Annotated in this window: 26 protein-coding genes; 22 read left to right on the forward strand and 4 right to left on the reverse strand. The window is 68.4% G+C overall.

Annotation, left to right across the window (positions count from 1 at the left end; translation table 11 throughout):
• The first annotated feature begins 236 nt into the window (after positions 1-236).
• From L540_RS09555 to L540_RS09630, 16 genes are all read left to right on the forward strand, one after another.
• The gene (locus L540_RS09555; RefSeq protein WP_043209963.1) at positions 237-1400 is read left to right on the forward strand and encodes an ABC transporter substrate-binding protein; all 1164 of its coding nucleotides are present in this window, start codon (positions 237-239) and stop codon (positions 1398-1400) included.
• A 60-nt stretch (positions 1401-1460) separates the two neighbouring features.
• A complete protein-coding gene (locus L540_RS09560; RefSeq protein WP_043209960.1) occupies positions 1461-2381 on the forward strand; it encodes a branched-chain amino acid ABC transporter permease in 921 nt (306 codons plus the stop codon).
• Between the two features lie 2 nt (positions 2382-2383).
• Positions 2384-3337, forward strand: a complete 954-nt coding sequence (locus tag L540_RS09565) for a branched-chain amino acid ABC transporter permease (protein ID WP_043209958.1) — start codon at positions 2384-2386, stop codon at positions 3335-3337.
• The gene (locus L540_RS09570) at positions 3334-4119 is read left to right on the forward strand and encodes an ABC transporter ATP-binding protein (RefSeq protein WP_043209956.1); all 786 of its coding nucleotides are present in this window, start codon (positions 3334-3336) and stop codon (positions 4117-4119) included. The genes L540_RS09565 and L540_RS09570 overlap by 4 nt, the downstream gene beginning before the upstream one ends.
• Positions 4113-4817 (forward strand): ABC transporter ATP-binding protein, encoded by a 705-nt coding sequence (locus tag L540_RS09575; protein ID WP_043209955.1) that lies wholly within the window; start codon positions 4113-4115, stop codon positions 4815-4817. The genes L540_RS09570 and L540_RS09575 overlap by 7 nt, the downstream gene beginning before the upstream one ends.
• A 268-nt stretch (positions 4818-5085) precedes the next feature.
• Positions 5086-7074: a biofilm regulation protein phosphatase SiaA gene (siaA, locus tag L540_RS09580; protein ID WP_201524736.1), complete on the forward strand. Its 1989-nt coding sequence runs from the start codon at positions 5086-5088 to the stop codon at positions 7072-7074.
• A 19-nt stretch (positions 7075-7093) separates the two neighbouring features.
• Complete coding sequence (siaB, locus tag L540_RS09585; RefSeq protein WP_043209954.1) at positions 7094-7633, forward strand: biofilm regulation protein kinase SiaB; 540 nt, start codon at positions 7094-7096, stop codon at positions 7631-7633.
• Between the two features lie 40 nt (positions 7634-7673).
• Entirely contained in the window at positions 7674-8054 is a 381-nt protein-coding gene (siaC, locus tag L540_RS09590) for a biofilm regulation phosphoprotein SiaC (RefSeq protein WP_043209951.1), read from the forward strand.
• The gene (siaD, locus tag L540_RS09595; protein WP_043209949.1) at positions 8054-8866 is read left to right on the forward strand and encodes a biofilm regulation diguanylate cyclase SiaD; all 813 of its coding nucleotides are present in this window, start codon (positions 8054-8056) and stop codon (positions 8864-8866) included. Before siaC ends, siaD begins: the two co-directional genes overlap by 1 nt.
• A gap of 130 nt (positions 8867-8996) precedes the next feature.
• On the forward strand, positions 8997-11348 hold the full coding sequence (locus tag L540_RS09600; RefSeq protein ID WP_043209947.1) for a bifunctional salicylyl-CoA 5-hydroxylase/oxidoreductase: 2352 nt from the start codon (positions 8997-8999) through the stop codon (positions 11346-11348).
• Complete coding sequence (locus L540_RS09605) at positions 11345-12133, forward strand: SDR family NAD(P)-dependent oxidoreductase (RefSeq protein WP_043209943.1); 789 nt, start codon at positions 11345-11347, stop codon at positions 12131-12133. Before L540_RS09600 ends, L540_RS09605 begins: the two co-directional genes overlap by 4 nt.
• A 16-nt stretch (positions 12134-12149) precedes the next feature.
• Positions 12150-13001: an enoyl-CoA hydratase family protein gene (locus L540_RS09610; protein ID WP_043209940.1), complete on the forward strand. Its 852-nt coding sequence runs from the start codon at positions 12150-12152 to the stop codon at positions 12999-13001.
• A gap of 3 nt (positions 13002-13004) precedes the next feature.
• Entirely contained in the window at positions 13005-14174 is a 1170-nt protein-coding gene (locus tag L540_RS09615) for an acyl-CoA dehydrogenase family protein (RefSeq protein WP_043209938.1), read from the forward strand.
• Positions 14175-14199: 25 nt separating this feature from the next.
• Entirely contained in the window at positions 14200-15852 is a 1653-nt protein-coding gene (locus L540_RS09620; RefSeq protein WP_043209936.1) for an AMP-binding protein, read from the forward strand.
• The gene (locus L540_RS09625) at positions 15852-16280 is read left to right on the forward strand and encodes an acyl-CoA thioesterase (RefSeq protein WP_043209933.1); all 429 of its coding nucleotides are present in this window, start codon (positions 15852-15854) and stop codon (positions 16278-16280) included. Before L540_RS09620 ends, L540_RS09625 begins: the two co-directional genes overlap by 1 nt.
• A 20-nt stretch (positions 16281-16300) precedes the next feature.
• Positions 16301-16705 carry a RidA family protein gene (locus L540_RS09630; protein ID WP_043209931.1) on the forward strand — a complete coding sequence of 135 codons (405 nt, stop codon included), beginning with the start codon at positions 16301-16303 and terminating at the stop codon, positions 16703-16705.
• A gap of 16 nt (positions 16706-16721) precedes the next feature.
• On the opposite strand, the gene L540_RS09635 is transcribed toward L540_RS09630, so the two are convergent.
• The 4 genes from L540_RS09635 to thiD all read right to left on the reverse strand — a co-directional run bounded on the left by L540_RS09635 (position 16722) and on the right by thiD (position 21403).
• The gene (locus L540_RS09635; RefSeq protein WP_043209929.1) at positions 16722-18383 is read right to left on the reverse strand and encodes a DUF342 domain-containing protein; all 1662 of its coding nucleotides are present in this window, start codon (positions 18381-18383) and stop codon (positions 16722-16724) included.
• Between the two features lie 219 nt (positions 18384-18602).
• Positions 18603-19892 (reverse strand): glutamate-1-semialdehyde 2,1-aminomutase, encoded by a 1290-nt coding sequence (gene hemL, locus L540_RS09640; RefSeq protein WP_043209927.1) that lies wholly within the window; start codon positions 19890-19892, stop codon positions 18603-18605.
• Between the two features lie 6 nt (positions 19893-19898).
• Entirely contained in the window at positions 19899-20552 is a 654-nt protein-coding gene (gene thiE / locus L540_RS09645; protein ID WP_043209924.1) for a thiamine phosphate synthase, read from the reverse strand.
• Positions 20549-21403, reverse strand: a complete 855-nt coding sequence (thiD, locus tag L540_RS09650; RefSeq protein ID WP_109842531.1) for a bifunctional hydroxymethylpyrimidine kinase/phosphomethylpyrimidine kinase — start codon at positions 21401-21403, stop codon at positions 20549-20551. Before thiD ends, thiE begins: the two co-directional genes overlap by 4 nt.
• Before the next feature lie 107 nt (positions 21404-21510).
• Between thiD and L540_RS09655 the strand changes: the two genes are divergently transcribed.
• From L540_RS09655 to L540_RS09680, 6 genes are all read left to right on the forward strand, one after another.
• Entirely contained in the window at positions 21511-21675 is a 165-nt protein-coding gene (locus L540_RS09655) for a rubredoxin (RefSeq protein WP_003814980.1), read from the forward strand.
• Between the two features lie 61 nt (positions 21676-21736).
• Positions 21737-22330: a YqgE/AlgH family protein gene (locus tag L540_RS09660; RefSeq protein ID WP_043209921.1), complete on the forward strand. Its 594-nt coding sequence runs from the start codon at positions 21737-21739 to the stop codon at positions 22328-22330.
• Positions 22323-22718, forward strand: a complete 396-nt coding sequence (ruvX, locus tag L540_RS09665; protein WP_043209918.1) for a Holliday junction resolvase RuvX — start codon at positions 22323-22325, stop codon at positions 22716-22718. The genes L540_RS09660 and ruvX overlap by 8 nt, the downstream gene beginning before the upstream one ends.
• 5 nt (positions 22719-22723) lie before the next feature.
• Positions 22724-23494, forward strand: coding sequence for an aspartate carbamoyltransferase (locus L540_RS21530; RefSeq protein ID WP_082149598.1), 771 nt, complete (start codon positions 22724-22726; stop codon positions 23492-23494).
• Complete coding sequence (locus L540_RS09675) at positions 23491-24690, forward strand: amidohydrolase family protein (RefSeq protein WP_043209916.1); 1200 nt, start codon at positions 23491-23493, stop codon at positions 24688-24690. Before L540_RS21530 ends, L540_RS09675 begins: the two co-directional genes overlap by 4 nt.
• On the forward strand, positions 24687-25427 hold the full coding sequence (locus L540_RS09680) for a lysophospholipid acyltransferase family protein (RefSeq protein ID WP_043209914.1): 741 nt from the start codon (positions 24687-24689) through the stop codon (positions 25425-25427). Before L540_RS09675 ends, L540_RS09680 begins: the two co-directional genes overlap by 4 nt.
• Positions 25428-25431 lie beyond the last annotated feature (4 nt).

The raw sequence follows: 25431 nt of genomic DNA on the forward strand, positions 1-25431 counted from the left end.
CCGGGCTGGGGGCTGGAAAAAAGGGCGGGTCCTGGGGCAAACCCTAGACTTGTTTTGCCGGATACTTTAAACCTAAACTATGCCGGATGCCAGTTTCTTCCGGTATTGCCGACCGGAGAGCGCCTCGGGGATCACATCGTGGCGTCGCGGGCATTGCCGCAGCACTCGCCGATTCAAGCCATCCGAACGCCGGAATAACAATATCTCTGCCGCGCGCGAGCGCAAGGAGCTCCACCATGCGTTTCCTCCCCTCTCTTCTGGCCGCCGCCATCCTGATGCCCGCCATGGCCTCGGCCGACACCATCAAGGTCGGTATCGCCAACGACATTTCCGGTCCCTTCGCGGCGCTGGGCGCCGAGGCGCGCGATGGCTTCAATCTGGCCATCAAACAGCTCGGCGGCAAGCTGGGCGGGCAGCAGGCGGAATTCCTGCAGACCGACATGGGAGGCAACCCCGACCAGGCGCGCCAGCTCGTCACGCGCTACCTGCAGCGCGACAAGATCGATTTCTTCACGGGCCCGATCGGCTCGAACGTCGCCCTGGCCGTGGGGCCGGCGCTGTTCGCCGCCAAGGTGCCCTATCTGTCGAACAACCCGGGCCCCAGCCAGTTCGCCGGCGCCCAGTGCAACCGTTATTGGTTCGGGCTGTCGTACCAGAACGATGCCTTCCATGAGGCCGCCGGCAAGGTGGCCGCCGACCGCGGCTACAAGAAGGTCTTCATCATGGCGCCGGACTATCCGGCCGGCAAGGACGCCCTGACCGGCTTCAAGCGCGGCTACAAGACGGCCGTGGGCGACGAGCTCTACACCAAGCTGGGCCAGCTGGACTACGCCGCCGAGATCGCGCAGATCCGCGCCGCCAAGCCCGACGCGGTGTATATCTTCCTGCCCGGCGGCATGGGCATCAATTTCGTCAAGCAATTCGTCTCGGCCGGCCTGTCGCAGGGCACGGCGCTGATCGGCCCGGGCTTCTCGGCCGACGAGGACGTGATCCAGGCGGTGGGCGAGCCCATGCTGGGCATGTACAACACCGCGCAATGGGCCCACGACCTCGACAATGCGCAGAACAAGCAGTTCGTCGAGGCCTTCCGCAAGGAATACAACGGCCGCTATCCCTCGGTCTATGCCGCCCAGGCCTATGACGTCATCATGGCCATCGACGCCGCCGTCAAGCAATCGGGCGGCAAGGCCAGCGACCGCGACGCCGTGGTCGCCGCGCTGCAGAAGGCTGATTTCTCCTCGGTGCGCGGGCCCTTCACCTACGGCAAGAACCACTATCCCATCCAGTCGTACTACGTGCGCGTGGTCGACAAGGACGGCAGCGGCCGCATCACCAACAAGCTCGTGGGCAAGGTCTTCGACAAGTACCAGGACGTCTACGTCGGCGAGTGCAAGCTGTAATCCCATCGCGGGGATGAACGCGGGCGGCGGCCGCCGCCCGCGGCACACGGGGAAAGTTTCATGACGTTTACGCTGGTCATCGAGCAGCTGCTCAATGGACTCCAGTTCGGGTTGATGTTGTTTTTGATCGCGGCGGGGCTGACGCTGGTGTTCGGGATCATGGATATCATGAACCTCGCGCACGGGTCGCTCTATATGGCCGGGGCCTATGTCGCCGCCGAGACCATGCAGCGCACGGGCTCCTTCGCCGCCGCCGTCCTGGTGGCGGCCATCGCCACGGGCGTGGTGGGCGCGCTCCTGGAGCTGGCGCTCATCCGCCGGCTCGCCGTGCGCGATCACCTGGCCCAGGTCCTGGGCACCTATGCGGTCATCCTGATTGCCAATGACCTCGTCAAGATGATCTGGGGGCCGGCGCCCGTCATGCTCAACATGCCCGCCGCCCTGTCCGGCCCCGTGCGCCTGCTGCCCGATCTGCTCTATCCGGCCTATCGCCTGATGATCATCATCTTCGGCCTGGCCGCCGCCGCCGGGCTGTATTGGTTCGTGACGCGCACCCGGGCCGGCGTGCTGGTGCGCGCCGGCGCCTCCAATCGCCAGATGGCCACGCTCATGGGCGTGCGGGTGCCCGTGCTGTTTTTGGGCGTCTTCACGCTGGGCGCCATGCTGGCCGCCGTGGCCGGCGCCCTGCTGGGGCCGGTGACGGCCGTGCAGGTCGGCATGGGCGAGGAAATCCTCATCCTTGTGCTGGTCTGCATCGTCATCGGCGGCATCGGCTCCATACGCGGCGCCTTCGTGGGCGCGCTGCTGGTGGGCATGGTGGACACGGCCGGGCGCGCCTTCCTGCCCATGCTGCTGCGCCAGGTCTTCTCGCCGGCGGTGGCCTCCAGCGTCGGTCCGACCCTGGCGGCCATTTTGATCTACGTCCTGATGGCGGCCATCCTGGTGTTCCGCCCCTCGGGCCTGTTTCCGGCGCGGGGCTGAGCATGAGCAAAAGCCGGGTCTTCACCTTGCTCCTGTTGGCCGCGCTGCTGGCCTTCCCGCTGGCCGCGCCGGCGCTGGGGCTGGATTTCTATATCTCTTTCGTGCGGCGCGTGCTGATCTACGCGCTGGCGGCCACCAGCCTGAACCTGGTGCTGGGCTATGGCGGCATGGTGGCCCTGGGCCACGCGGCCTTCTTCGGCGCGGGCGCCTATGCCGTGGGCATCCTGGGCGCCTCGGGCGTGACGGCGGCGCTGGTCGCCTGGCCGGCGGCCATGCTGCTGGCCGCCGCCCTGGCCTGGGTGATCGGCGCGATTTCGCTGCGCACCCGCGGCGTGTATTTCATCATGATCACGCTGGCCTTCGCGCAGATGGTCTATTACATCTTCATTTCGCTGCGGCAGTACGGCGGCGAGGACGGACTCAACCTGCCGGGCTATTCGACCCTGCCCGGGCTGGACCTGGCCAATGACGCGGCGTTCTACTATCTGGTGCTGGCCATCCTGGTGGCGGTGATGTTCGCCTTCAACCGGCTGGTGGCCTCGCGCTACGGCGCGGCCCTGCAGGGTGTGCGCGAGAACGAGTCGCGGATGGAGGCCCTGGGCTATCCGGTCTACCGCATCAAGCTCACCGCCTTCGTCCTGAGCGGCGCGGCCGCCGGACTGGCCGGCGCGCTGCTGGCCAATCACAACCTCTTTATCTCGCCCAGCCTCATGCACTGGACCCAATCGGCCAATCTGCTCATCATGGTGCTGGTGGGCGGCATCGGCCTGCGCTATGGCGGCGTGGCCGGCGCGACCGTCATGCTGGTGCTCGAAGAGGTCTTGCGCCAATGGACCGAGTACTGGCACCTGCCCCTGGGCCTCTTGCTGCTGGCCGTGGTGCTGGGCGCGCCGCGCGGGCTGGCCGGGCTGGCCGCGCCCTGGTTTGGCGACCGTTCCGCGAAGGCGCAATCATGACCCCGCACACCACGCCGGCGCTGCATGCCACCGGGCTGGTGCGCCGTTTCGGCGCGCTGCTGGCCACCGACAACGTCAGCCTCACCCTGGCGCCCGGAGAGATCCACGCCCTGATCGGCCCCAATGGCGCCGGCAAGTCCACGCTCATCCATCTGTTGTCGGGCACGCTGGCCGCCGACGCGGGCAGGCTGATGGTGGGCCAGACCGATGTGTCGCGCCTGTCGGCCCACCAGCGAGTGGCCAGCGGGCTGTCGCGCTCCTACCAGATCACCAATATCTTCCGCGGCTTCACGGTGATGGACAATCTGCTGCTCGCGGTCCAGGCCCATGCCGGCAGCAGCTTCCGCTTCTGGCGTCCGCGCGCCTCGGAAACCGCGCTGTATGACGCCGCGCGCGAACTCGCGCGCCAATGCGCCATCGACGCCAGCCTGCTGGACCGCCAGGCCGGCACCCTGCCGCATGGCGAACAGCGCAAGCTGGAGTTCGCCTTGGCGCTGGCCGCCAAGCCGAGCGTGCTGCTGCTGGACGAGCCCATGGCCGGCATGGGTCCGGACGAAACCCTGCGCCTGACCGAACTGATCGAGTCCCTGCGCGGGCAGGCCGCCATGCTCTTGGTCGAGCACGATATGCAGGCGGTGTTCCGCCTGGCCGACCGGATTTCGGTGCTGGTGTATGGCAGGGTGATCGCCACCGGCACGCCCGAAGAAATCCGCGCCAATCCCGATGTGCGGCAGGCCTATCTCGGCGACGATGGCGAACATGCCCAGGAGAAGACATGCTGAGCATCAAGGGAGCCGTCAGCGGCTATGGCGCCAGCCAAGTGCTGTTCGGCGTGGATCTGGAGATCGGCGCCGGGCAGGTGGTGACGCTGCTGGGCCGCAACGGCATGGGCAAGACCACCTTGCTGCGCACGCTGTTCGGCCAGCTGCCCTTGCGGGCCGGCAGCATTGAATTCGCCGGACGCGGCATCGGCGGCTGGAGCCCGGACCGCATCGCGCGCAGCGGCCTGGCCCTGGTGCCCGAGGGCCGGCAATGTTTTCCCAACCTGACCGTGCGCGAACACCTGACGGCCTTCGCCGACCGGCGCAATCCCGGCATCGGCCAGCCCTGGACGCCGGAGCGTGTGTTCGAACTCTTTCCCCGCCTGGCCGAACGCGCAGGCAATATGGGCAATCAATTGTCGGGCGGCGAGCAGCAGATGCTGGCCATCGGCCGGGCGCTGGTGACCAACCCGCGCCTGCTCATCCTGGACGAGGCCACCGAAGGGCTGGCGCCCAGGATACGCGAAGAGATCTGGCAATGCCTGGCCCGTCTGCGGGCGGCAGGCCAGACCATCCTCGTTATCGACAAGTATGTCGAGCGCTTGCTGGCGCTGGCCGATCGCCATGTGATCCTGGAGCGGGGCAAGGTGGTCTGGAGCGGCGATTCGGCCGCGCTGGACGCCGACCGCGGCTTGTGGGAACGCTATCTCGGCGTCTAAAGCCGCCCGCGGCCGCCGGCCTGAAATGGCCGAATTTTTTCGATATCAAAGGCAATAAATGCCGGGCTCCAACGCTTTCTTGCGCAATAAGTTGACATAGTAGGATCCAGGCGTGTGCGCATGTTTCCAACCCTCTTTCTGGCATCTACACTAGCGGCGCCTTTCGCGACGCGGCAAAACCGCGCTCGCGAAACGAGGGTGGGGAGTCAGGCAGGCCCGGCCGACGATCCCCGTCGTGGCAAGATGTTCCGGCCGCTGGGGAGAAGGTATGGCGAAGTGGGGTTTGCGCAAGAAGTCCTTCATGGCGTTGCTGCTGGCATGCATCGTCATGCTGGCGCCCGCTGTCTTGATTGCGTGGTTGGTGTTCGATGGCGTGCGGGACCATTTCGGCCGCGCGTTCGCGGAGAATTTCACGCAACTCAGCCGCCAGCGCATCCTGGCGCCGGTCTCGCGCGAGATGGCGCTGTCCATCCGCCTGGCCAACAGCGAGGTGACGCGGCGCTGGCTGCGCCATGAAAACGACCCGGCCGCGCGCGAGCTCTTCTTCCGCGAGGCCGAAGGCTATCGGCGCGACTTCATGGGCCACGTCTATTTCATCGCCAGCGCGGCCAGCGGCAACTATTACTTCGGCGATTCCGCCGAACCGCCCGGCAAGCCGCGCTATACCCTGAACCGGAACGACGCCGAGGACGGCTGGTTCTATGCCTCGCTCAAGTCGCCCGAACGCTACAACATCAACGTCAATCCGGATGCCAAGCTCAAGGAGACCAAGGTCTGGATCAATGTGCAGATCCGCGACGGCGACCAGGTGCTGGGCCTGAGCGGCGCCGGCCTGGACGTGGGCGGTTTCCTGCGCGACTTCGTCCACAGCGGCCGGGCGGGCGTCACGCCGGTCATCATCGACGAGCAGGGCGCCATCCAGGCCTATAAGGACGCCACGCGCATTGCCTACAACTCCGGGGCCCAGGGGCAGGCCAAGGAGCATGGCCTGGTGTTCAGCCTGCTGGACGCCGGCGACAGCCGCGGCAATCTCGAGGCGGCGATGCGCCAGGCCAAGGAGGACAGCAGCGGCGTGGCCATGACCTGGGTCATGGTGGACGGCGCCCGCCAGCTGGTGGCCGTGGCCTATATGCCCGAGCTGCGCTGGCATGTGGTGACGCTGGTCGATTTCGGCGCGGCCCGGGTGGTGGATCCGGACTGGCTGTGGCCGGGCGCCGTCGGCCTGGCGCTGCTCTTTGCCGCCCTGGTGCTGTGTTTCGGCTTCGCCATCGAACGTCTGATGCTGCGCCCGCTGCGCCGCCTGCAGCAATCGGCCCGCGCCATCGCCGATGGCAGCTATGACGTGCGCCTGCCTCCGGGCGGGCAGGATGAAATCGGCGACCTGAGCCGCGCCTTCGGCGTGATGGCCGACAAGGTCCGCAAGCACACCGCCGAACTGGAGAGCAAGGTGCGCGAGCGGACCTCCGAGCTGGAGTCCGCCAACCGCGCCATGGCCGCGGCGCGCAAGAAGATCGACGATTCGATCGACTACGCCAGCCTGATCCAGCGCGCCATCCTGCCGGATCGCCAGATGACCCAATCGCTGGGCGCGCATCATTTCGTGCTCTGGAAGCCGCGCGACGTGGTCGGGGGCGACTTCTATGTGTTCCGCTCGGACGGCGCCAACTGCCTGCTGGGCATCATGGATTGCGCCGGCCACGGCGTGCCGGGCGCGCTGATGACCATGCTGGCGCGCGCGGCCATCGACCTGGCCATGACCGAAGTCGGCCCGCGCGATCCGGCCGGCATCCTCAAGCGCACCGACAGCACCATCCGCGCGATGCTGGCCGATGCGCAGCTGCCGCGCGCCCTGGCCACGAACACCGACGCCGGCCTGGTATATATTGACCGCGAAAAACGCCGGCTGGTGTACTCGGGCGCGAAGATTTCCCTGTATGCCAGCAATGGCGAGGATGCGCGCGAGGTGCACGGCGGGCGCCGGGCCCTGGGCGACAAACGCATGGGCGAGTACGAGAACATCGAACTGCCGCTGCAGTCTGGCTGGACGTATTACCTGGTGACCGATGGTTTCCTGGACCAGGCCGGCGGCGAGTTCGGATTCGGTTTTGGCAATACCCGTTTCGCGGCCATGCTCAAACGCCATGCGCGGCGCTCCATGGCGGAGCAGGCCCAGGCGTTTTCCCAGGTCCTGGCCGAATACCAGGGCGGGCTGCCGCAGCGAGACGACATCACCTTGCTGTCTTTCCGCTTCGATTGATTTTTTCTTGGGGTATTGCATGAACGCTGCCGATCTCTACGCGCTGGGTGAGCGGTTCGACAAGAACCGGGTGCTCCTGTGCTTCAACGGCCCGATCTCCCGCAGCCTGATCGAAGAGATCGGCAATGCGCTCAAGAACTACCTGAACGTCGAGCACGCCCGGCCCGCCGAGGCCATGGACGTGTTCTCGGTCTATATCGAGATGGTGCAGAACATCCGCCAGTATGCGGCGGCCCATGGGGCGGCCGAGGCGCGCGCCACGGTGGTCATCGGCCGCAGCGACGAGAACCGCTATGAAGTGTCGGCGGGCAATCTCGTCAAATCCGAGGACGGCCAGGCGCTGGTGCGGCGGATCGCCGAGCTGGCGACGCTGGACAAGGCCGCCTTGAAGGCCGCCTACAAGACGCAGTTGCACAAGCCGCGCGATCCCGGCGCGGCCAGCGGCGCGGGCCTGGGTTTGATCGACATCGCGCGGCGCGCCGGCGCGCCGCTGCGGGCCAGCCTGAGCCCCAGCGCTCAGGCGGGCTGGGATTTCTTCAGCCTCAGCGTGGAGATCTGAGCCCATGCACGCGCCCTCGCAAGCAATTTTGGAGCGATCAATGAGTAGTGACTTGAATATTGCCGGGACGCAGTCCACGCCTGCCATCCGCACGGACAGCGGCGCGGGGCTGCTGTTCATGGGCGGGGACTCTTATCCGGAGAACTCCTTCGAGCTGTTCGGGCCCGTGATCGAATGGGTGGAGCGCTTCCTGGCCGGCGGCAGCCAGCCCCTGCGCCTGGAGCTCGAGCTGCTGTATCTGAACACCAGCAGCATAAAGTCCATGATGGACATCTTCGACATCCTGGAAGCCTTTCACCAGAAAGACCGCGACGTGGCGGTCACCTGGTACTACGACATGCGCAACGAGCGGGTGGGGGAGCTGGCGGAAGAGTTCAAGGAAGACTGCACCTTTCCCTTTTCGGTCGTCGGGCGGATGTAATGACCGTCAAGTCCGACCTGGACCGGCAGATTGCCGATTTGCTGGCGGACCCGGCCTATGAGGGCCATCCCCTGCGGACGGCGCTGGAGACGCTCTGGCTGCAGGCCAATGAACACATGGCCCGCATCGAGCGGATCACGCAGATCTCCGATGCCTACCAGTCCATGGCCTTGCGGCGCGAGCAGGGCCTGTATGAGCGCTTCGATCGGCAGCTGCAGCGGCTGGCGCGCATCGCGCGCATCTCCGATCACTACCAGAACATGATGCGGGACCTGAACCGCACGCTGGAAGAAACCTCGCGGCGCGATCCCCTGACCGGGCTGCTCAATCGCCGCGCGCTCATGGACATCATCCGCCTGGAGGTCCAGCGTTCGGACGCCAGCGGCAAGGCTTTCCTGGTCGCCATGCTGGATGTGGACCATTTCAAGTCGGTCAATGACCGCCATGGGCACGAGACGGGCGACCGCGTGCTGGTGGAACTGGCCGGGGTGCTGCAGCAGAGCATGCGCGCCAGCGACCATTGCGGCCGCTGGGGCGGCGAAGAATTCCTGCTGCTGCTGCCCGACACCGACCTGGCCGCCGGCCAGCTGGCCATGGACCGGGTGGTGGGCGCGGTTCGCGCCCTGTCCATCGCCGTGGGCGGGGAGGCCCTGCGCCTGACGGTCAGCGTGGGCATGGCCGACCATCTGGTGGGCGAGACGCTGTCGGACACCCTGAGCCGCGCCGACCAGGCGCTCTACCTCGCCAAGCACGACGGCCGCGACCGCGTCGCGCTGCCCGGCGTTCCCCGCCAGCCGTCCGCCGGCAACTGACTGTCCCTAATTTCGTCTCCGGGGAGTTTCCCCATTGGCGCGGCCTGCCGTTTACGGTATATATTTCAAGCCTAAACTATCAAGGTCTAAAGTCTATCGCGGCAGGCCAGGTCGTAAGGAGCGAGAAGCAATGAAGATCGTGTGCATCGGTGGCGGGCCCGCCGGCCTGTATTTCGGCCTGCTGATGAAGCTGCGCCATCCTGACAATGACGTCACCGTGATCGAGCGCAACCGGCCCTACGACACCTTTGGCTGGGGCGTGGTGTTCTCCGACGCCACGATGGAGAATCTGCGCCAGGCCGATCCGGTGTCGGCGCGGACCATAGGCGAGGCCTTCAATCACTGGGACGACATCGACATCCATTTCAAGGGCCGCACGATGCGCAGCGGCGGCCACGGCTTCATCGGCATCGGCCGCAAGCGCCTGCTCAACATCCTGCAGGCGCGCTGCGAAGAAGTCGGCGTCAAGCTGGTCTTCGAGACCTTTGTTCAAGACGACCAGGAGATCGCGCGCCAGTACGACGCCGACCTGGTCATCGCTTCGGACGGCATCAACAGCCAGGTGCGCGGCCGCTACGCCGCCACCTTCCAGCCCGACATCGATCAGCGGCGCTGCCGCTTCGTCTGGCTGGGCACCCGCAAGGTCTTCGACGCCTTCACCTTCGCCTTCGTCCAGACCGAGCACGGCTGGTTCCAGGCGCATGCCTATCGCTTCGAGGACGGCCTGTCGACCTTCATCGTGGAGACGCCCGAAGAGACCTGGCAGGCCGCGGGCATCGAGCGCATGAGCCAGGAGGAGGGCATCGCCTATTGCGAGAAGCTGTTTGCCCCCTGGCTGGATGGCCATCCCTTGATGAGCAACGCTTCGCATCTGCGCGGTTCGGCGATCTGGATCCGCTTCCCGCGCGTCATCTGCGACACCTGGGTGCACTGGAACACGCTGGAGACCGCGCGCGGCCTGCGCGATGTGCCCGTGGTCCTCATGGGCGATGCGGCGCATACCGCCCATTTCTCCATCGGCTCGGGCACCAAGCTGGCGCTCGAGGACGCCATCGAGCTGGCCCGTTGCGTGGACGCTTCGCCCGGCAACCTGCCCGGCGCGCTCAAGCAATATGAGGCCGTGCGCAGCGTCGAGGTGCTCAAGATCCAGAACGCGGCGCGCAATTCGACCGAATGGTTCGAGAATGTGGCGCGCTACGCGGACCTGCCGCCCGAGCAGTTCGCCTATTCGCTGCTGACGCGCTCCCAGCGGATCTCGCACGAGAACCTGCGCCTGCGCGATCCGCAGTGGCTGCAAGGCTATGAGGGCTGGCTGGCCGAGCAGGGCGGGCTGCCGGCGCGCGGCGGGGCGCGTCCGCCGCTGCCCATGCTGACCCCTTACCGGGCGCGCTCGGTCACCTTGCCCAACCGCATCGTGGTCTCGCCCATGGCCATGTACTCCTGCGAGGACGGGGTGCCGGGCGATTTCCACCTGGTGCACCTGGGCGCGCGCGCCCTGGGCGGCGCCGGCCTGGTCATGGTCGAGATGACCTGCCCTTCGCCGGATGGCCGCATCACCCCGGGCTGCCCGGGCCTGTGGAACGAGGACCAGACCCGCGCCTTCACGCGCATCGTGGATTTCGTGCACGCCAACAGCCCGGCGCGCATCGGCATCCAGCTGGGCCATGCCGGACGCAAGGGCTCGACCCAGCTGGGCTGGCAGCGCATCGATCATCCCTTGCCGGAGGGCAACTGGCCGTTGCTGTCGGCTTCGCCGCTGCCCTATCTGCCGGGGGTCTCGCAGGTGCCGCGCGAAATGACGCGGGCCGACATGGACCGCGTGCGGGACGAGTTCGCGGCGGCCGCGGCGCGCGCCGCGACGGCCGGCTTTGACTGGCTGGAACTGCATTGCGCCCACGGCTATCTGCTGTCCAGCTTTATCTCGCCCGTCACCAACCAGCGCGGCGACGAGTATGGCGGCAGCCTGGAAAACCGCCTGCGCTATCCGCTGGAAGTGTTTCGCGCGGTGCGCGAGGTCTGGCCGGCGGACAAACCCATTTCGGTGCGTATTTCGGCGCATGACTGGGTCGAGGGCGGCATCGACGCGGATGCGGCGGTGGAGATCGCCCGCCGCTTCAAGGAGGCCGGCGCCGACATGATCGATTGTTCGTCCGGGCAGGTCAGCCCCGATCAGAAGCCGGTCTACGGCCGCATGTACCAGACGCCGTTTGCCGACCGGGTGCGCAATGAGGCCGGCATCCCGACCATCGCCGTCGGGGCGATCTTCGAGGCCGATCACGCCAACGGCATCATTGCCTCGGGCCGGGCCGATCTGTGCGCGCTGGCGCGCCCGCACCTGGCTGACGCGGCCTGGACGCTGCGCGAGACCGCCCGCGTGGGCTATCGCGATATCGCCTGGCCGCAGCCCTATATGGCCGGCAAGCGCCAGCTGGAAACCAATTTCGAACGCGCCGCCAGCATGGCGCAACAGGACGTGAAATGACGCCGTTTCCTGAGCTGCAGGGCCGCCATGCCCTGGTGACCGGCGGGGCGCGCGGCATCGGCCTGGCCTGCGCCCGCGCGCTGGCCGGCCGGGGCGCCGCGGTGACGCTGCTGGGACGCAATATCCAGACCCTGGAGGCGGCGCGCCTGAGCCTGGCCGGCGAGGGCATCACGGTGGGCGTGGCCGCGGCCGATATCGCCCAGGCCGCGGAGGTGGCCGAGGCCTTCGAGACCGCGCGCGCGGCGCGCGGCCCGATCCAGATCCTGGTCAATAACGCCGGGCAGGCCCTGAGCGAGCGCTTCGACCGGACCTCGGCCCAGCTCTGGGAGCAGATGCTGCAAGTCAATCTGAGCGGCACCTTCCATTGCACCCAGGCGGCGCTGCCCGACATGCTGCAAGGCGGCTGGGGGCGAGTCATCAATGTGGCCAGCACCGCCGGCCTGATCGGTTATGCCTATGTCTCGGCCTATTGCGCGGCCAAGCACGGGGTGGTGGGCCTGACCCGCGCGCTGGCGCAGGAAGTGGCCCGCAAGGGCATCACGGTCAATGCGGTCTGCCCCGGCTATACCGAGACGGACATCGTGCGCGAGGCCGTGGACAACATCATGAAAAAAACCGGCATGGACGAAGCCGCGGCCCGCGCGCGGCTGGCCGAACGCAATCCCCAGGGTCGCCTGGTGTCGGCCGCCGAGGTCGCCGATACCGTGGCCTGGCTGGCCCTGCCGGCCAGCGCCTCGGTCAACGGGCAAGCCATCGCGGTGGATGGCGGCGAAGCCGCCGCCTGAGCAAAAAGGAGACAGCATGAGTCAGGAAACGCACAGCATGAAGCATCACAAACAGCCCTGGGCCGGCTACCGGCCGCGGCATTTCCTGTGGGAGACGAGCGCCGACGGCAAGGTGGCCACCATCACGCTGAACCGGCCCGAGCGCAAGAATCCGCTGACCTTCGACTCCTATGCCGAGCTGCGCGATCTGTTCCGCGGCCTGGTGTATGCCACCGATATCAAGGTGGTGCTGATCACCGGCGCGGGCGGCAATTTCTGCTCGGGCGGCGACGTGCACGAAATCATCGGGCCGCTCACGCGCATGAGCATGCCCGAGCTGCTGGATTTCACGCGCATGACCGGCGATCTGGTCAAGGCCATGCGCGCCTGCCCGCAGCCCATCGTGGCGGCGGTCGATGGCGTGTGCGCCGGCGCCGGCGCCATGATGGCCCTGGCCTCGGATATGCGTCTTGGCACGCCGGCGGCGCGCACGGCCTTTCTGTTCACCCGCGTGGGACTGGCTGGCGCCGACATGGGCGCCTGCACGCTGCTGCCGCGCACCATCGGCCAGGGCCGGGCCTCCGAACTGCTCTACACCGGCCGCGCCATGAGCGCCGAAGAAGGACTGGCCTGGGGATTTTTCAATGCCCTGCACGAATCGGCCGAGCTGGCCGGCGCGGCCGCGCAGCTGGCCGCCCAGGTGGCGGCCGGCCCGACCTTCGCCCATGGCATGACCAAGAAACTCCTGCATCAGGAGTGGAATATGGGCCTGGACGAGGCCATCGAGGCCGAGGCCGAAGCGCAGGCTATCTGCATGCAGACACGCGATTTCCGCCGCGCCTACGACGCTTTCGTGGATAAGCGCAAGCCGGTGTTCGAAGGAGACTGAGCCATGCATGATGTTTCCTGGCTGGATTGGCCGTTTTTCGAGCCCTGGCATGGCGAACTCGCCCGCGAGCTGGAGGACTGGTGCGCGCGCGAGCTGCCCCGCATCGACCATCACGATACGGACGCGGCCTGCCGCCAGCTGGTGGCAGCGCTGGGCAAGGGCGGCTGGCTGCGCTATTGCGTGCCCGTCGGGCCCGACGGGATCTGGGGCGGCAAGCTGCCGGAAATCGATTCGCGCGCCGTGTGCATTCTGCGCGAGACCCTGGCCCGCCATGAAGGCCTGGCCGACTTCGCGCTGGCCATGCAGGGCCTGGGCAGCGGCGCGATTTCCCTGATGGGCTCGCCCGAGCTGCGCGCGCGCTATCTGCCGCGCGTGGCGCGCGGCGAGGCCATCGCCGCCTTCGCGCTCTCCGAGCCCGAGGCCGGTTCGGATGTGGCCGCCATGCAGTGCTCGGCGCGCCTGGACGGCGACAGCTATGTGCTGGACGGCAGCAAGACCTGGATCTCCAACGGCGGCATCGCCGATTTCTATTGCGTCTTCGCCCGCACGGGCGAGGCGCCGGGCGCGCGCGGCATCAGCGCCTTCGTGGTCGACGCGGATACGCCGGGCCTGCGCATTGCCGAGCGCATCGACCTGATGGCGCCCCATCCCCTGGCCACCTTGTCCTTTGAAGCATGCCGCATTCCGGCCAGCCAGCGCCTGGGCGAGGCCGGGCAGGGCTTCAAGCTGGCCATGATGACGCTGGACATCTTCCGCGCCTCCGTGGCGGCCGCCGCCCTGGGCTTTGCCCGTCGCGCCCTGGACGAGGGCCTGGCGCGCGCGCGTACGCGGCGCATGTTCGGCCAGACGCTGGCCGATCTGCAGCTGACGCAGGCCGCGCTGGGCGATATGGCCTGCGCGATCGACAGCGCCGCGTTGCTGACCTATCGCGCCGCCTGGACGCGCGATGTCAAGCGCGAGCGCAGCACGCGCGAGGCCGCCATGGCCAAGATGGCGGCCACCGAGTCCGCCCAGCAGGTGATAGACCGCGCCCTGCAGATGTTCGGCGGCGCCGGCGTGGTGAGCGGCCAGCCGGTCGAGAAGCTGTATCGAGAAATCAGAGCGCTGCGTATCTACGAAGGCGCCACCGAAGTGCAGAAGTTGATCATTGCCCGGGAATTGTTGAAAAACTGATCACCTATAGCGACAGGGGAACACCATGGAAGCATCCGCGCACAGGGACACTTTCGCCCGCGACAACCTGCCGCCCGCCGGGCAGTGGCCCGAGCTGCTGCTGGACGGGCCCGATACCGCCTACCCGGCGCGGCTGAACTGCGCCGTCGAACTGGTCGACGCCATGGTGCGCCAGGGCGGCGGGGAGCGCATCGCGCTGCGCTGGCCCGACCGGGGCGGGCAGGGCAGCATGAGCTATGCCGGCCTGCAGGCCTTGAGCAATCGCATCGCCCGCGTGCTCGTCGAGGACATGAAGCTGGCGCCGGGCAATCGCATCCTGCTGCGCGGCCCCAACAATCCCATGATGGCGGCGGCCTGGCTGGGCGCCATCAAGGCCGGCCTGGTGACCGTGCCGACCATGCCGCTGCTGCGCGCCAAGGAGCTCAAGCAGATCATCGACAAGGCCGAGGTGCAGGCCATGCTCTGCGATGTGCGCCTGAAGGACGAGGCCCTGGACTGCCAGGACGGCGATGGCCAGTATTTCTGCCCCACGCTCGGGCAGATCATGCTGTTCAACGATGACGGGCCCGGCTCGCTGGACCGGCTGGCCGCGGACAAGCCGGACGACTTCGAGGCCTGCGATACCTCGGCCGACGATGTCTGCCTGATCGCCTTCACCAGCGGCACCACCGGCGCGCCCAAGGGCTGCATGCATTTCCACCGCGATGTGCTGGCCATGTGCGATCTGTTTCCGCGCCATGTGATCAAGCCCGGCCCGGACGACGTCTTCTGCGGCACGCCGCCCTTGGCCTTCACCTTCGGCCTGGGCGGCCTGTTGTGTTTTCCCCTGAGGGTGGGCGCCAGCACCGTGCTGGCCGAAAAGCTCACGCCCGAGTCCCTGCTGCAGCTGATCCAGGATTTCCGGGCCACCATCGTCTTCACGGCGCCGACCTTTTACCGGCAGATGGCGCCCATGGCCGGCCGCTTCCGCCTGGACAGCCTGAAGAAAAGCGTGTCGGCGGGCGAAGCCTTGCCGGATGCGACGCGCCAGCTCTGGAAGCAGTCCACCGGCATCGAGATGATAGACGGCATCGGCGGCACCGAGATGATCCACGTCTTTGTGTCCAGCCCGCCCGAGTCGGTGCGCCGCGGCGCCATCGGCAAGGTGGTGCCGGGCTATGTCGCCCGGGTGGTCGACGACGACATGCGGCCCGTGCCCCACGGCACGCCCGGGCGCCTGGCCGTCAAGGGGCCCACCGGCTGCCGCTATCTGGCCGATCCGCGCCAGGCGAAATTCGTGCAGCAAGGCTGGAACCTGCCCGGCGACACCTTTGTGCAGGATGCCGACGGCTATCTGTATTACCAGGCCCGCAACGACGATATGATCATCTCGGCCGGCTACAACATCGCTGGACCCGAGGTCGAGGACGCGCTCTTGCGCCATGAGGCGGTGGCCGAGTGCGGCGTGGTCGGCATGCCCGATGAAGAGCGCGGCCAGGTGGTGGCGGCCTATGTCGTGCTCAAGCCCGGCTTCGAGCCGGCGCCGCAGCTGGCCGCCGCGCTGCAGACCTATGTCAAGGAAAGCATCGCGCCCTACAAGTATCCGCGCGTGGTCAAGTTCGTGGCGACCCTGCCGCGCACCGAGACCGGCAAGCTGCAGCGCTTCGTGCTGCGCCAGCTGGCGTCGGGAGGACGCTGATGGCCCAGCCCTTCGTCAGCGAAGTGGAGGTCCGTTTCCGGCATTGCGACCCGGCCGGCATCGTGTTCTACCCGCGCTATTTCGAGATGATCAATGACTTTGTCGAAGAATGGTTCGACAAGGGCCTGGGGCTGTCTTTCCATACCCTGCACACCGAACGCGGCATCGGCACGCCCACCGCTTCGGTGCAATGCGATTTCAAGCGTCCCAGCCGCTGGCGGGAGCGGCTGCGGCAGGTGCTGGAGCTGCGGCGCATCGGCGGCGCGTCTTTCCAGGCCGAAGTGCGGTTCGAGGGGGAGGACGGGCAGGTCCGGCTGGTCGCGGTCGTGACCATTGTCACGGTCGATCTGGCCGGGATGCGCGCCACGGCGCTGCCCGATGATTTGCGCGCGCGCATGCAGGACTTCCTGCTGCCGGCGCGGGCTTAATACAAAAGGATGAGAACGCTATGAAGATTTTGCAACCGCCGGACTGGCTGGCGCCGCGTGGCTATTCCAACGGCATGATGACCGAGATGACGGCCGGCTCGCGCCTGCTTTTCGTGGGCGGGCAGATCGGCTGGAACGGCCAGCAGCAATTCGAGACCGATGATTTCGCGCTGCAGGTGCGCCAGACGCTGGAGAACATCGTCGCCATCCTGAAGGAAGGCGGCGCGGGTCCGCAGCACATCGCGCGCATGACCTGGTATGTCAAGAGCAAGCAGGAATACGTCGCCGCCTATCCCGAGATCGGCCGGCATTACCGCGAAGTGATAGGCCGTTATTTTCCGGCCATGACCGCCGTGGAAGTGGCCGACCTGGTGGAGGACCGCGCCAAGGTGGAGATCGAGGTGACGGCGGTGGTGGCGGGCTGAGCCCGCGCCGCGGCCGTCAGCGGATCACCGCCTGGCCGGCCTCGGCATCGAGCACGGCCCGCCCGGCGGGCTGCTCCTCAATGATGTCCAGCACCTTGCCGCTGACCCGCAGGGTGACGCCGCCATGGAAGCGCTTGAGCGCCACGATAGTGGCATTGTCCTGGGGTTGCAGCTGCTCGTCCAGGCGCTCTTCTTCGGCCTGCAGCAGGTTCAGGTCGCTGGCCACGCGCGCGTGCGTCGCCCGCGCCCGGTCGCTCATGCCGTTGACATTGCGGCTCGGGTTGTTGTGCAGGAAGACGATGAGTTTCTCCAGCTTGCCCTTCTCGTCCTGCAGGCTGTTGCGGCGTTGCAGCAGCGCGGCGCGCTTGGCCTCGGCGTGCGGATGCAGGCCCACGCAGATCAGGGTCGGCACGGCCGCCAGCGATCCGATGGTGCCGGCATTGACCGATTTGGTGGCATGGACCTCGCCGCCGGTGATCGCCCCCTGGTTGGACTTGGGCGGGCCGACCGTCACGCTTTCGCCGGCATAGAGACGGCTCTGGCGGACTTCGCGTTCGGCGGCGATATTCTTGTCGGCGTTGACCACCGCATTTTCGATGAAGCGCGCCTTGACCGAGCCGCCCGCGGTGATCTGCGCGGTGCGGGTCTGGGCGGGTTGCGAGGGGTTGGCCATTCCGCGCGCCCCGGTCTGCTTGAGTTCGGCCATGCCGATGATGCCGCCGTTGACGCTGATATTGCCGCCGGCATGCACATGGGCGGCCTCGATGGTGCCGCTGACCACCACATCGCCGGAGACGCGGACTTCCATGCCGGCGGTGATGTCGCCGCGCACCTTGAGCGTGCCGTCGAAATTGATATTGCCCGTGGACAGGTCCACGCGGTCCACCTCCACCAGCGAGTTCACCAGCACGCCCTGGGGCACGACCATGGGCGAGCCGGCGCTGGCGGCGCGCAACAGACAGGGATCGTGCTCGTCGACGGCCACGCCGGTCAGGTTGCTGGCAAAGGGCGTGTCCACCACGTGCGCGGGCGGCACGGCTTCGCCCAGCACGTTCAGGCCGGGCTTGCCCTGCACCGCCGGGATGCGGCGCATGAGCGGCGTGCCGGGCGCCACCAGGGTCAGGTTGCCCAGTTCGCGGTAATCGACCACGGCATTGTCGTCGTCCTCCTGCTGGCGGATCTTCAGCGCATCCAGCAGGCTTTCGAAACTGGCGGGCGTGCCCAGGGTGGGCGGGGTGCCCTGGGCGATGATGGCCGTGTTGGTGCGCCGGTCGGAGACCGCGCTCAGGATGGCGTCGTCGCGCACGCCATAGACCACGCCGACCTCGATCAGCTGGGCCTGCACATCGGCCAGCGCGACGCGGCGGCCGCCGCGCGGCGGACTGACCGACAGCACCACCGCCATGCGGTCGGGCGAGATCTCCAGCTCAAAGCCGCCGTCGCGCACTTCGCCCACGGAGGCCAGCACGGGTTCGCCGGCCTCGCGGCAGGCTTCGATGAAGTTCACCGCGCTGGTCTGGTCCAGCACGTCCGTTCCCCAGCCCTGGGCCTGGACGGCGGCGGCCAGCGTCTCCCAGGATGGCGGCTCGCCTTCCTCTCCTTCGGGGGTGTAGCTGGCGATCAGGGCGCAGGTGTTCTCGTCCAGCACAAGCCGGAACGCTTCTTCGACAGGCGGCATGCTTTTCCCTCTGTGGCGCTGGCTCCTGACCCGGCGCTTGGGGGGATGAGCGCTCTATCGCTAAGTAATAACTAGAAATACCGAGACATATTAAGCGATATTTAGGCGGCCGAGGGAGTTCTTTTTCTTACGGGTTTCCCCAGGCTATGTCACTGATTCCAGACAAAAAAAAACGCCCCCGCGGTTTGCGGGGGCGCGGGCGGGCGTGCGCGGGCGCGGTCAGGCCGGCTGCCGCAGCAGCTTGAAGACCTCCTCGGCGTGATCGAGGGTGGCCTGCAGCGTGGCGTCGTCATGCGCGGCCGAGACAAAGCCGGCTTCGAAGGCCGAGGGCGCGAAGTGCACGCCGCGGTCCAGCATGGCATGGAAGAAGCGCTTGAAGGCCCCGGTGTCGGCGGTGGAGACTTCGGCGAAGGTGGTGGGCACGCGCGGCATGAAGTACAGGCCGAACATGCCGCCGATGGCGTCGGCGCTGAAAGGCAGGCCGGCGGCGCGGGCGCGTTCGGCCAGGCCCAGGGCGAGGCGCTGGGTGCGGGCCGACAGGTCTTCGTAGAAGCCGGGCTGGCCGATCAGGCGCATGGTGGCCAGGCCGGCGGCCACGGCCACCGGATTGCCCGACAGGGTGCCGGCCTGGTAGACGCCGCCCAGGGGGGCGATGTGGCGCATCAGCTCGGCGCTGCCGCCGAAGGCGCCCACCGGCATGCCGCCGCCGATGACCTTGGCCAGCGTCGTCAGGTCGGGCTTGATGCCCGTGAGGCCCTGCACGCCCTGGGGGCCGACGCGAAAGCCCGTCATGACCTCGTCGAAGATCAGCACGCTGCCGTGGCGGGTGCACAGCTCGCGCAGGCCTTCGAGAAAGCCGGCGGCCGGCTTGATGAGGTTCATGTTGCCGGCGACCGGCTCGACGATCACGCAGGCGATGTCGGCGCCGTGCTCGGCGAAGGCCGTCTGCACCGCGGGCAGGTTGTTGTAGTCCAGAGTGATGGTGTGGGAGACGAACTCCGGCGGCACCCCGGCCGAACTGGGATTGCCCAGGGTCAGCAGGCCCGAGCCGGCCTTGACCAGCAGGCTGTCGGAGTGGCCGTGATAGCAGCCCTCGAATTTGATGATCTTGTTGCGGCCGGTCGCGCCCCTGGCCAGGCGGATGGCCGTCATGGTGGCCTCGGTGCCGGAGCTGACCAGGCGCACCTGTTCCATGGAGGGCAGGCGCTCGATCAGCAGCTCGGCCAGTTCGATCTCGGCCTCGGTCGGCGCGCCGAAGGACAGGCCGCCGGTGGCGGCGTCCTGCACGGCGCGCACCACTTCGGGATGGGCATGGCCCAGGATGGCCGGACCCCAGGAGCCGATGTAGTCGATGTACTGCTTGCCTTCGGCGTCCCAGATGTGCGGACCCAGCGCGCGCTTGATGAAGCGCGGGGTGCCGCCCACCGAACGGAAAGCACGCACGGGCGAATTGACGCCGCCGGGAATGCTGCGGCAGGCGCGTTCGAAGAGTTCAGCGTTTCGGGACATGGCTCTCTAGGCTTGGAAAGAAGGGAAGGGCGCGGCGCAGGCCTGGGCCGCGGCGCGGATGTCGGGGGCCTCGAAGAGGCCGGTGATGACGGCGATGCTGTCGGCGCCGGCGGCGGCGACCTGCCCGGCATTGGCCGGCGTGATGCCGCCGATGGCCACCACGGCCGGCCGCGGCGCGGCCTGGCCGCGCGCCAGGGCGGCCGCCTCGGCCAGCAGGGCGAGCGGCGCGCGCACGGCCTGCGGCTTGGTGGACGAGGGGAAGACCGCGCCGAAGGCGATGTAGTCGGCGCCCTGGGCCAGCAGCTCGCGCGCGCGCGCCAGGTCCGCATAGCAGGACACGCCGAGGATCAGGCCGGGAGCGGCGGCGCGCACCTCGGCCAGCGAGGCATCGTCGCGCCCCAGGTGGGCGCCGTCGGCGCCCGCTTCCAGGGCGGTCCGCCAATCGTCGTTGACCAGGAAGACCACGCCCAGTTCGCGGCACAGCGGGGCGAGTTCGCGCGCCTGCGCCAGGCGTTGCGCGCGCGAGAGCTGCTTGCGGCGCAGCTGCAGGGCGCGCATGCCGCCGGCGGCGGCCTGGCGCACGGCGTCCAGCAGGCGCGCCGTGTCATCCCATTCGGGCGTCACGCCATACAGGCCGATGGGGAAGCGGGTCTGGGTCATGGCCGGGGCAGGCGGTTGGGAAGCGGACGGCCCATGCCGGCCGTGAAGCTGGCGGCCAGGCCTTGCTCGGCATGCGCCAGGGCCTGTTCGACCGCGGCGGGCATCTCGCGGCCGGCGGCCAGCAGGGCGGCGGCGGCCGCGGCCAACAGGCCGCCGGTGTCGCCGCTGCGGGCCGGCGGCGCCTGCCAGGCCCAGGTGAAACTGCTGCCGTCCTGGCCCACCAGCACATTGGCCGCGTGGCCCGGGCGCAGCGGGCTGCCCAGCACCAGGGCCCATTGGGCGCCGCCGGCCAGCAGGGCATGGGCGGGCGAGGGCGAGCCCGAGGTGTCGATACTGCCATCGGACTGCCATTGCGCCAGGCGCATATGCTCGACCACCACCAGATCCGTCTGGGGCAGCACGAGTTCCAGCGTGGCGGCCAGCAGTTCCTCGGCGTCATCCTGTTCGACCGCGTCCTGCGGCGTGGGCGCGCGCGGCCCCAGGTGCAGCACCAGCGGCACCTGGCTGTAGTCGGCGGCCAGCTGGGCGACCACGCTGGCGATCTCGGGCGAGAACATGCCGCCCACCTTGATCGCCTGCACCGGCATGTCTTCGAGCAGGCAGCGCGCCTGGTCGTCGAGCAGATCGGGCGACACGGGGTGGATGTCCTCGATGCCGGCGGTGTCCTGCACCGTCAATGCGGTGACGGATGCCAGGCCATGACAGCCCAATTGCGCGCAGGTCACGGCATCGGCCGGCAGGCCATCGGCGCCGGTGGGATCCAGGGGACCCAGAATCAGTACGAGAGGGGGAGTAACAGCGGTCACGGAGGGCTGGGCGGCACGGGGAGGGATGCTTTCTTTGCTCTGCATCAGACGGCATCCTGACGGGGTTTCGGTAAGATATGCCCATTCTAATGGATGCGATTCGCGCTTTGCCCCCGGAGGGGGGTGGGGCGCCATGGGAACTAGAGAGAACTATGCGTACTTGGATGTGTCTTATCTGTGGCTGGGTCTATGATGAAGAGGCCGGTCTGCCGGACGAGGGTATCGCCCCGGGCACCCGTTGGGAGGATGTGCCCCCCAACTGGGTCTGTCCCGAATGCGGCGCCCGCAAGGAAGACTTCGAGCTGATGGAAATCTGATCCGGTCCTCGGCCTATCAGGCGGCCTGGCTGGCCGCCCCTCACAGGTTTTGGAGACCGCCATGACCGACATTCCGCATTCCGAGGCCGACGCGGGCGCGTTGCCCACTGATTTTTCCAATCAGTTCCTGATGGCCATGCCCGGCATGGTCGACGAAAACCTGGCCGGCACCGTGATCTACATCTGCGAGCATACCGCCCGCGGCGCCCTGGGGCTGGTCATCAACCGGCCCACCGATCTCACGCTGGCCTCGCTGTTCGAGCGCATCGACCTCAAGCTGGAGATCGGCCCGGTCGGCGACGAAAAAGTCTTTTTCGGCGGTCCGGTGCAAACCGACCGCGGCTTTGTGCTGCACGCGCCGGCCGGCGACTACAGCTCCAGCATCAAGCTGGGCGAACTGGCCCTGACCACCTCGCGCGATGTGCTGCAGGCGGTGGCCGACGGCAATGGCCCGGCGCGCATGCTCGTGACCCTGGGCTATGCCGGCTGGGGCGCCGGCCAACTGGAGAGCGAAATGAGCCAGAACGCCTGGCTCAATGTCGCCGCCGATCCCGCCGTCATCTTCGAGGTGCCGGCCGAAGACCGTTATCCCGCCGCCATGAAGCTCCTGGGAATCGATCCGGCGATGCTGGCCGGCGAAGCCGGCCATGCCTGAGGAAACCCTGCTGGCCTTTGATTTCGGCGAAAAGAAAATCGGCATCGCGATCGGCAATACGCTGACCCGCCAGGCGCGGCCGCTGGAGATCATCTTCTCCGAGCGCCGCGACGAACGCTTCGGCCGTATCGGGCAGTTGCTCCAGGAATGGCAGCCCCAGCGCGTGGTGGTGGGCCTGGCCCTGGCCGCCGATGGCGGCGAGCAGCCCGCCACCCAGCGCTGCCGGCGCTTTGCCAATCAGCTGCATGGCCGCTTCGGCCTGGACGTGGAGCTGGTCGATGAGCGCGGATCCAGCATGGAGGCCCAGGCGCAGCTGGGCAGCCATGCGCCCGACGACGCCATGGCGGCGGCCATCATCCTGCAGCGCTATCTCGACCGTCTGCCCTGAAGCGTATGTTCAATCCGCAATTGAGCCCGCGCGGCGAGCTGCTGCATTTCCTGTCCACCGAAGGCCTGTCCAAGCGCTTGCTGGAGTCCTTGCTGGACTCGCACGGCGGCGGCGCCGCGCTGGCCGGCCGCGAAGTCTGCCTGATCGGTCCGGACGGCGCCGCCATCCAGGCCCTGGAGCAGGCGGCGCTCGCCCTGGGCGCGGCCACGCGCCGGCTGTCCGCGCCGCCGGCCGTCAGCCAGGCCGATATCCATGTGCTGCGCCACCATGCCAGCGGGGCGGCCCATGCGCTGGCGGCCCGCCTGCCTCGCGTGCTCAACGCCGGCGATGGCTGGCATGCGCGGCCCTTGACCGCCCTGGCCGATCTGCAGGCGATCCGCCAGGCCAAGGGCGGCTTCACGGCGTTGCGGGTGGCGTTCATCGGCGATTTCGCGCATTCGGGGCGCGGCCGCTCGCTGGCGCACGCCTTGACCACGCTGGGCGCGCCCGAACTGCGCGCCGCCGGCCCTCGGGCCTTGCTTCCCGAAGGCCTGCCGCAATTGGGTGTGCGCGCCTGCGAATCCCTGGACGAGGCCGTCGATGGCGCCGATGTCGTGGTGGATCTCGGCCTGGGCGAGGCGGCGCTGCCGCTGCTGCCGTCGGCCGAAGACTATGCGCGCCGCTGGACGCTGGGGGCGGGCGCGCCCGGCGTGCTGCGGCTCGGGCCGCCGGATAGCCGGCGCCTGCAGGCCGTATCGATGGCGGTATTCCGCCAGCTTGCCGCGGGGGCGCCATGAGAATCCATATCCGCGCGGCCCGCAATCTCGATCCGCTCGACGGACGCGACGAGGTCGCGGATCTCTTTCTGGCCGAAGGGCGCATCGTCGCCCGCGGCCAGGCGCCGGCCGGTTTCCAGGCCGAGCGCGTGATCGAGGCCGGCGGCCTGGCGGTCTTGCCGGGCTTGACCGATCTGGCGGCGCGGCTGGGCGCGGACCCGCGGCGGGAAGGCCGCGCGGCCCTGTCCGGCGGCGTGGTCCGCCTGGCGCTGCCCGGCGATGTCCCGCGGGGCCCGGACATGCCCCGGGGGCTGCGCCTGGGCCCCATGCTGGATGCGTCGGGCCGGCTGTCGGCCATGGCCGGTTTGCTGGACGAAGGCTGCGCCGGCATTGCCCAGGGCGATGCGCCCTTGCCGGGCAGCGCCCTGCTGTGGCGCGCCATGCAATACGCGGCCGACCTCGGCGCCACCCTGTGGCTGCGTCCCGAGGATGCCGGGCTGGCCGCGGGCGGGGTGATGGCGGCCGGCGCCTACGCGACCCGGCTGGGCCTGCCGGGCATTCCGGAGCAGGCCGAAGTCCTGGCCTTGCATACCTTGTTCACCTTGCAGCGCGCCACCGGGGCGCGCCTGCATCTGTGCCGGCTGTCCAGCGCCGCCGGGATCGCCTTGCTGCGGGCCGCGCGCGCCGAAGGCCTGCCCGTGACGGCCGATGCGTCCATCCATCATCTGCACCTGACGGACCTGGACATCGGTTTCTATGACAGCCGCTGCCATCTGCGCCCGCCCTTGCGCGGCCAGCGCGACCGCGAGGCCATCGCCCAGGCCCTGGCCGACGGCACGCTGGACGCCCTGTGCTCCGACCATCGTCCCCTGGGCGCGGCCGAGAAGGCCGGGCCTTTCGCGCAGACGGCGCCTGGCGCCAGCGGCGTGGAACTGCTGCTGCCGCTGGCGCTCAAATGGGCCCGCGCGCGCGGCCTGGCCCCCGCGCGGGCGCTGGCCTGCGTCACGCTGGGCCCGGCCCGCGTGCTCGGCCTGCCCGCGCCCAGCCTGGCGCCGGGCGCGCCGGCCGATCTTTGCCTGGCGGACCTGGACGAAGAGCGCCTGGTGGCGCGGATGCACAGCGGCAGCGCGCAGACGCCGTTCGCGGGTATGATGCTGCCCGGCCGTGTCCACGCCACCTTGATCGGCGGGAACATACTCTGGGAGATGCCGGCTTGAAGCTCTTGCGCTTTATCCTGCGGGCCATGCTGGTGCTGCCCTGGCTGCTGTTCGGGCTGTTCTGTGTCAGCGTGGTCTACCGATGCCTGTCCAACGGGCAGCGCGCGGCGCTCAACCGTTTCTGGTCGCGCTGGCTGATGCGCCTGTGCGGCGTGAGCCTGATCATCCGGGGCGCGCCGCGCCTGAAGGGCGCCGTCCTCTGGGCCGCCAACCATGTCTCCTGGATCGATATCTTCGTGGTCAATGCGGTGCGCGCCACCGCCTTCGTCGCCAAGAGCGAGATCCGCGGCTGGCCGGTGATCGGCTGGCTGGCCGCCGGCGCCGGGACGCTGTTCATCGAACGCAGCCAGCGCCATGCCGTGCATGCCATGGGGCAGTCCATCCACGAGTGTTTCGCGCGCGGCGACGCCGTGGGGCTGTTTCCGGAGGGCACGACGACCGAAGGCTTCGAGCTGCGGCCCTTCCATGCCAGCCTGTTCGAGCCGGCCCGGGCCGCCGGCGTGGACATCCAGCCCGTGGCCTTGCGCTTTCTGCATCACGGCCAGCGCAGCGGCTTTGCGGCCTTTGTCGGCGAGGAGACGCTGGTCGCCAATCTGTGGCGCGTGCTGGGCGCCACCGGCCTGGCCGTCGAAGTGGTGTTCCTGCCGCCGGTGCATACCCTGCACGAGGACGGCACGCCCTATACGCGCCTGGAGCTCTCGCGCCTGGCGCGCGAGGCCATCCTGGCGCAGCTCTGAGGGC

The organism is Bordetella pseudohinzii (assembly GCF_000657795.2).
GTDB classification, from domain to species: Bacteria; Pseudomonadota; Gammaproteobacteria; order Burkholderiales; family Burkholderiaceae_B; genus Bordetella; species Bordetella pseudohinzii.

Coding starts and splice junctions, on each gene's coding strand:
- L540_RS09630 (WP_043209931.1), top strand. CDS start 16,301: ATGAAGATTTTGCAACCGCCGGACTGGCTGGCGCCGCGTGGCTATTCC.
- L540_RS21530 (WP_082149598.1), top strand. CDS start 22,724: ATGTTCAATCCGCAATTGAGCCCGCGCGGCGAGCTGCTGCATTTCCTG.
- siaB (WP_043209954.1), top strand. CDS start 7,094: ATGAACGCTGCCGATCTCTACGCGCTGGGTGAGCGGTTCGACAAGAAC.
- thiD (WP_109842531.1), bottom strand. CDS start 21,403: ATGCAGAGCAAAGAAAGCATCCCTCCCCGTGCCGCCCAGCCCTCCGTG.
- L540_RS09635 (WP_043209929.1), bottom strand. CDS start 18,383: ATGCCGCCTGTCGAAGAAGCGTTCCGGCTTGTGCTGGACGAGAACACC.
- L540_RS09655 (WP_003814980.1), top strand. CDS start 21,511: ATGCGTACTTGGATGTGTCTTATCTGTGGCTGGGTCTATGATGAAGAG.
- L540_RS09675 (WP_043209916.1), top strand. CDS start 23,491: ATGAGAATCCATATCCGCGCGGCCCGCAATCTCGATCCGCTCGACGGA.
- siaA (WP_201524736.1), top strand. CDS start 5,086: ATGGCGAAGTGGGGTTTGCGCAAGAAGTCCTTCATGGCGTTGCTGCTG.
- L540_RS09660 (WP_043209921.1), top strand. CDS start 21,737: ATGACCGACATTCCGCATTCCGAGGCCGACGCGGGCGCGTTGCCCACT.
- L540_RS09620 (WP_043209936.1), top strand. CDS start 14,200: ATGGAAGCATCCGCGCACAGGGACACTTTCGCCCGCGACAACCTGCCG.
- siaC (WP_043209951.1), top strand. CDS start 7,674: ATGAGTAGTGACTTGAATATTGCCGGGACGCAGTCCACGCCTGCCATC.
- L540_RS09600 (WP_043209947.1), top strand. CDS start 8,997: ATGAAGATCGTGTGCATCGGTGGCGGGCCCGCCGGCCTGTATTTCGGC.
- L540_RS09575 (WP_043209955.1), top strand. CDS start 4,113: ATGCTGAGCATCAAGGGAGCCGTCAGCGGCTATGGCGCCAGCCAAGTG.
- L540_RS09625 (WP_043209933.1), top strand. CDS start 15,852: ATGGCCCAGCCCTTCGTCAGCGAAGTGGAGGTCCGTTTCCGGCATTGC.
- thiE (WP_043209924.1), bottom strand. CDS start 20,552: ATGACCCAGACCCGCTTCCCCATCGGCCTGTATGGCGTGACGCCCGAA.
- ruvX (WP_043209918.1), top strand. CDS start 22,323: ATGCCTGAGGAAACCCTGCTGGCCTTTGATTTCGGCGAAAAGAAAATC.
- L540_RS09555 (WP_043209963.1), top strand. CDS start 237: ATGCGTTTCCTCCCCTCTCTTCTGGCCGCCGCCATCCTGATGCCCGCC.
- L540_RS09615 (WP_043209938.1), top strand. CDS start 13,005: ATGCATGATGTTTCCTGGCTGGATTGGCCGTTTTTCGAGCCCTGGCAT.
- L540_RS09565 (WP_043209958.1), top strand. CDS start 2,384: ATGAGCAAAAGCCGGGTCTTCACCTTGCTCCTGTTGGCCGCGCTGCTG.
- L540_RS09560 (WP_043209960.1), top strand. CDS start 1,461: ATGACGTTTACGCTGGTCATCGAGCAGCTGCTCAATGGACTCCAGTTC.
- siaD (WP_043209949.1), top strand. CDS start 8,054: ATGACCGTCAAGTCCGACCTGGACCGGCAGATTGCCGATTTGCTGGCG.
- L540_RS09610 (WP_043209940.1), top strand. CDS start 12,150: ATGAGTCAGGAAACGCACAGCATGAAGCATCACAAACAGCCCTGGGCC.
- hemL (WP_043209927.1), bottom strand. CDS start 19,892: ATGTCCCGAAACGCTGAACTCTTCGAACGCGCCTGCCGCAGCATTCCC.
- L540_RS09570 (WP_043209956.1), top strand. CDS start 3,334: ATGACCCCGCACACCACGCCGGCGCTGCATGCCACCGGGCTGGTGCGC.
- L540_RS09605 (WP_043209943.1), top strand. CDS start 11,345: ATGACGCCGTTTCCTGAGCTGCAGGGCCGCCATGCCCTGGTGACCGGC.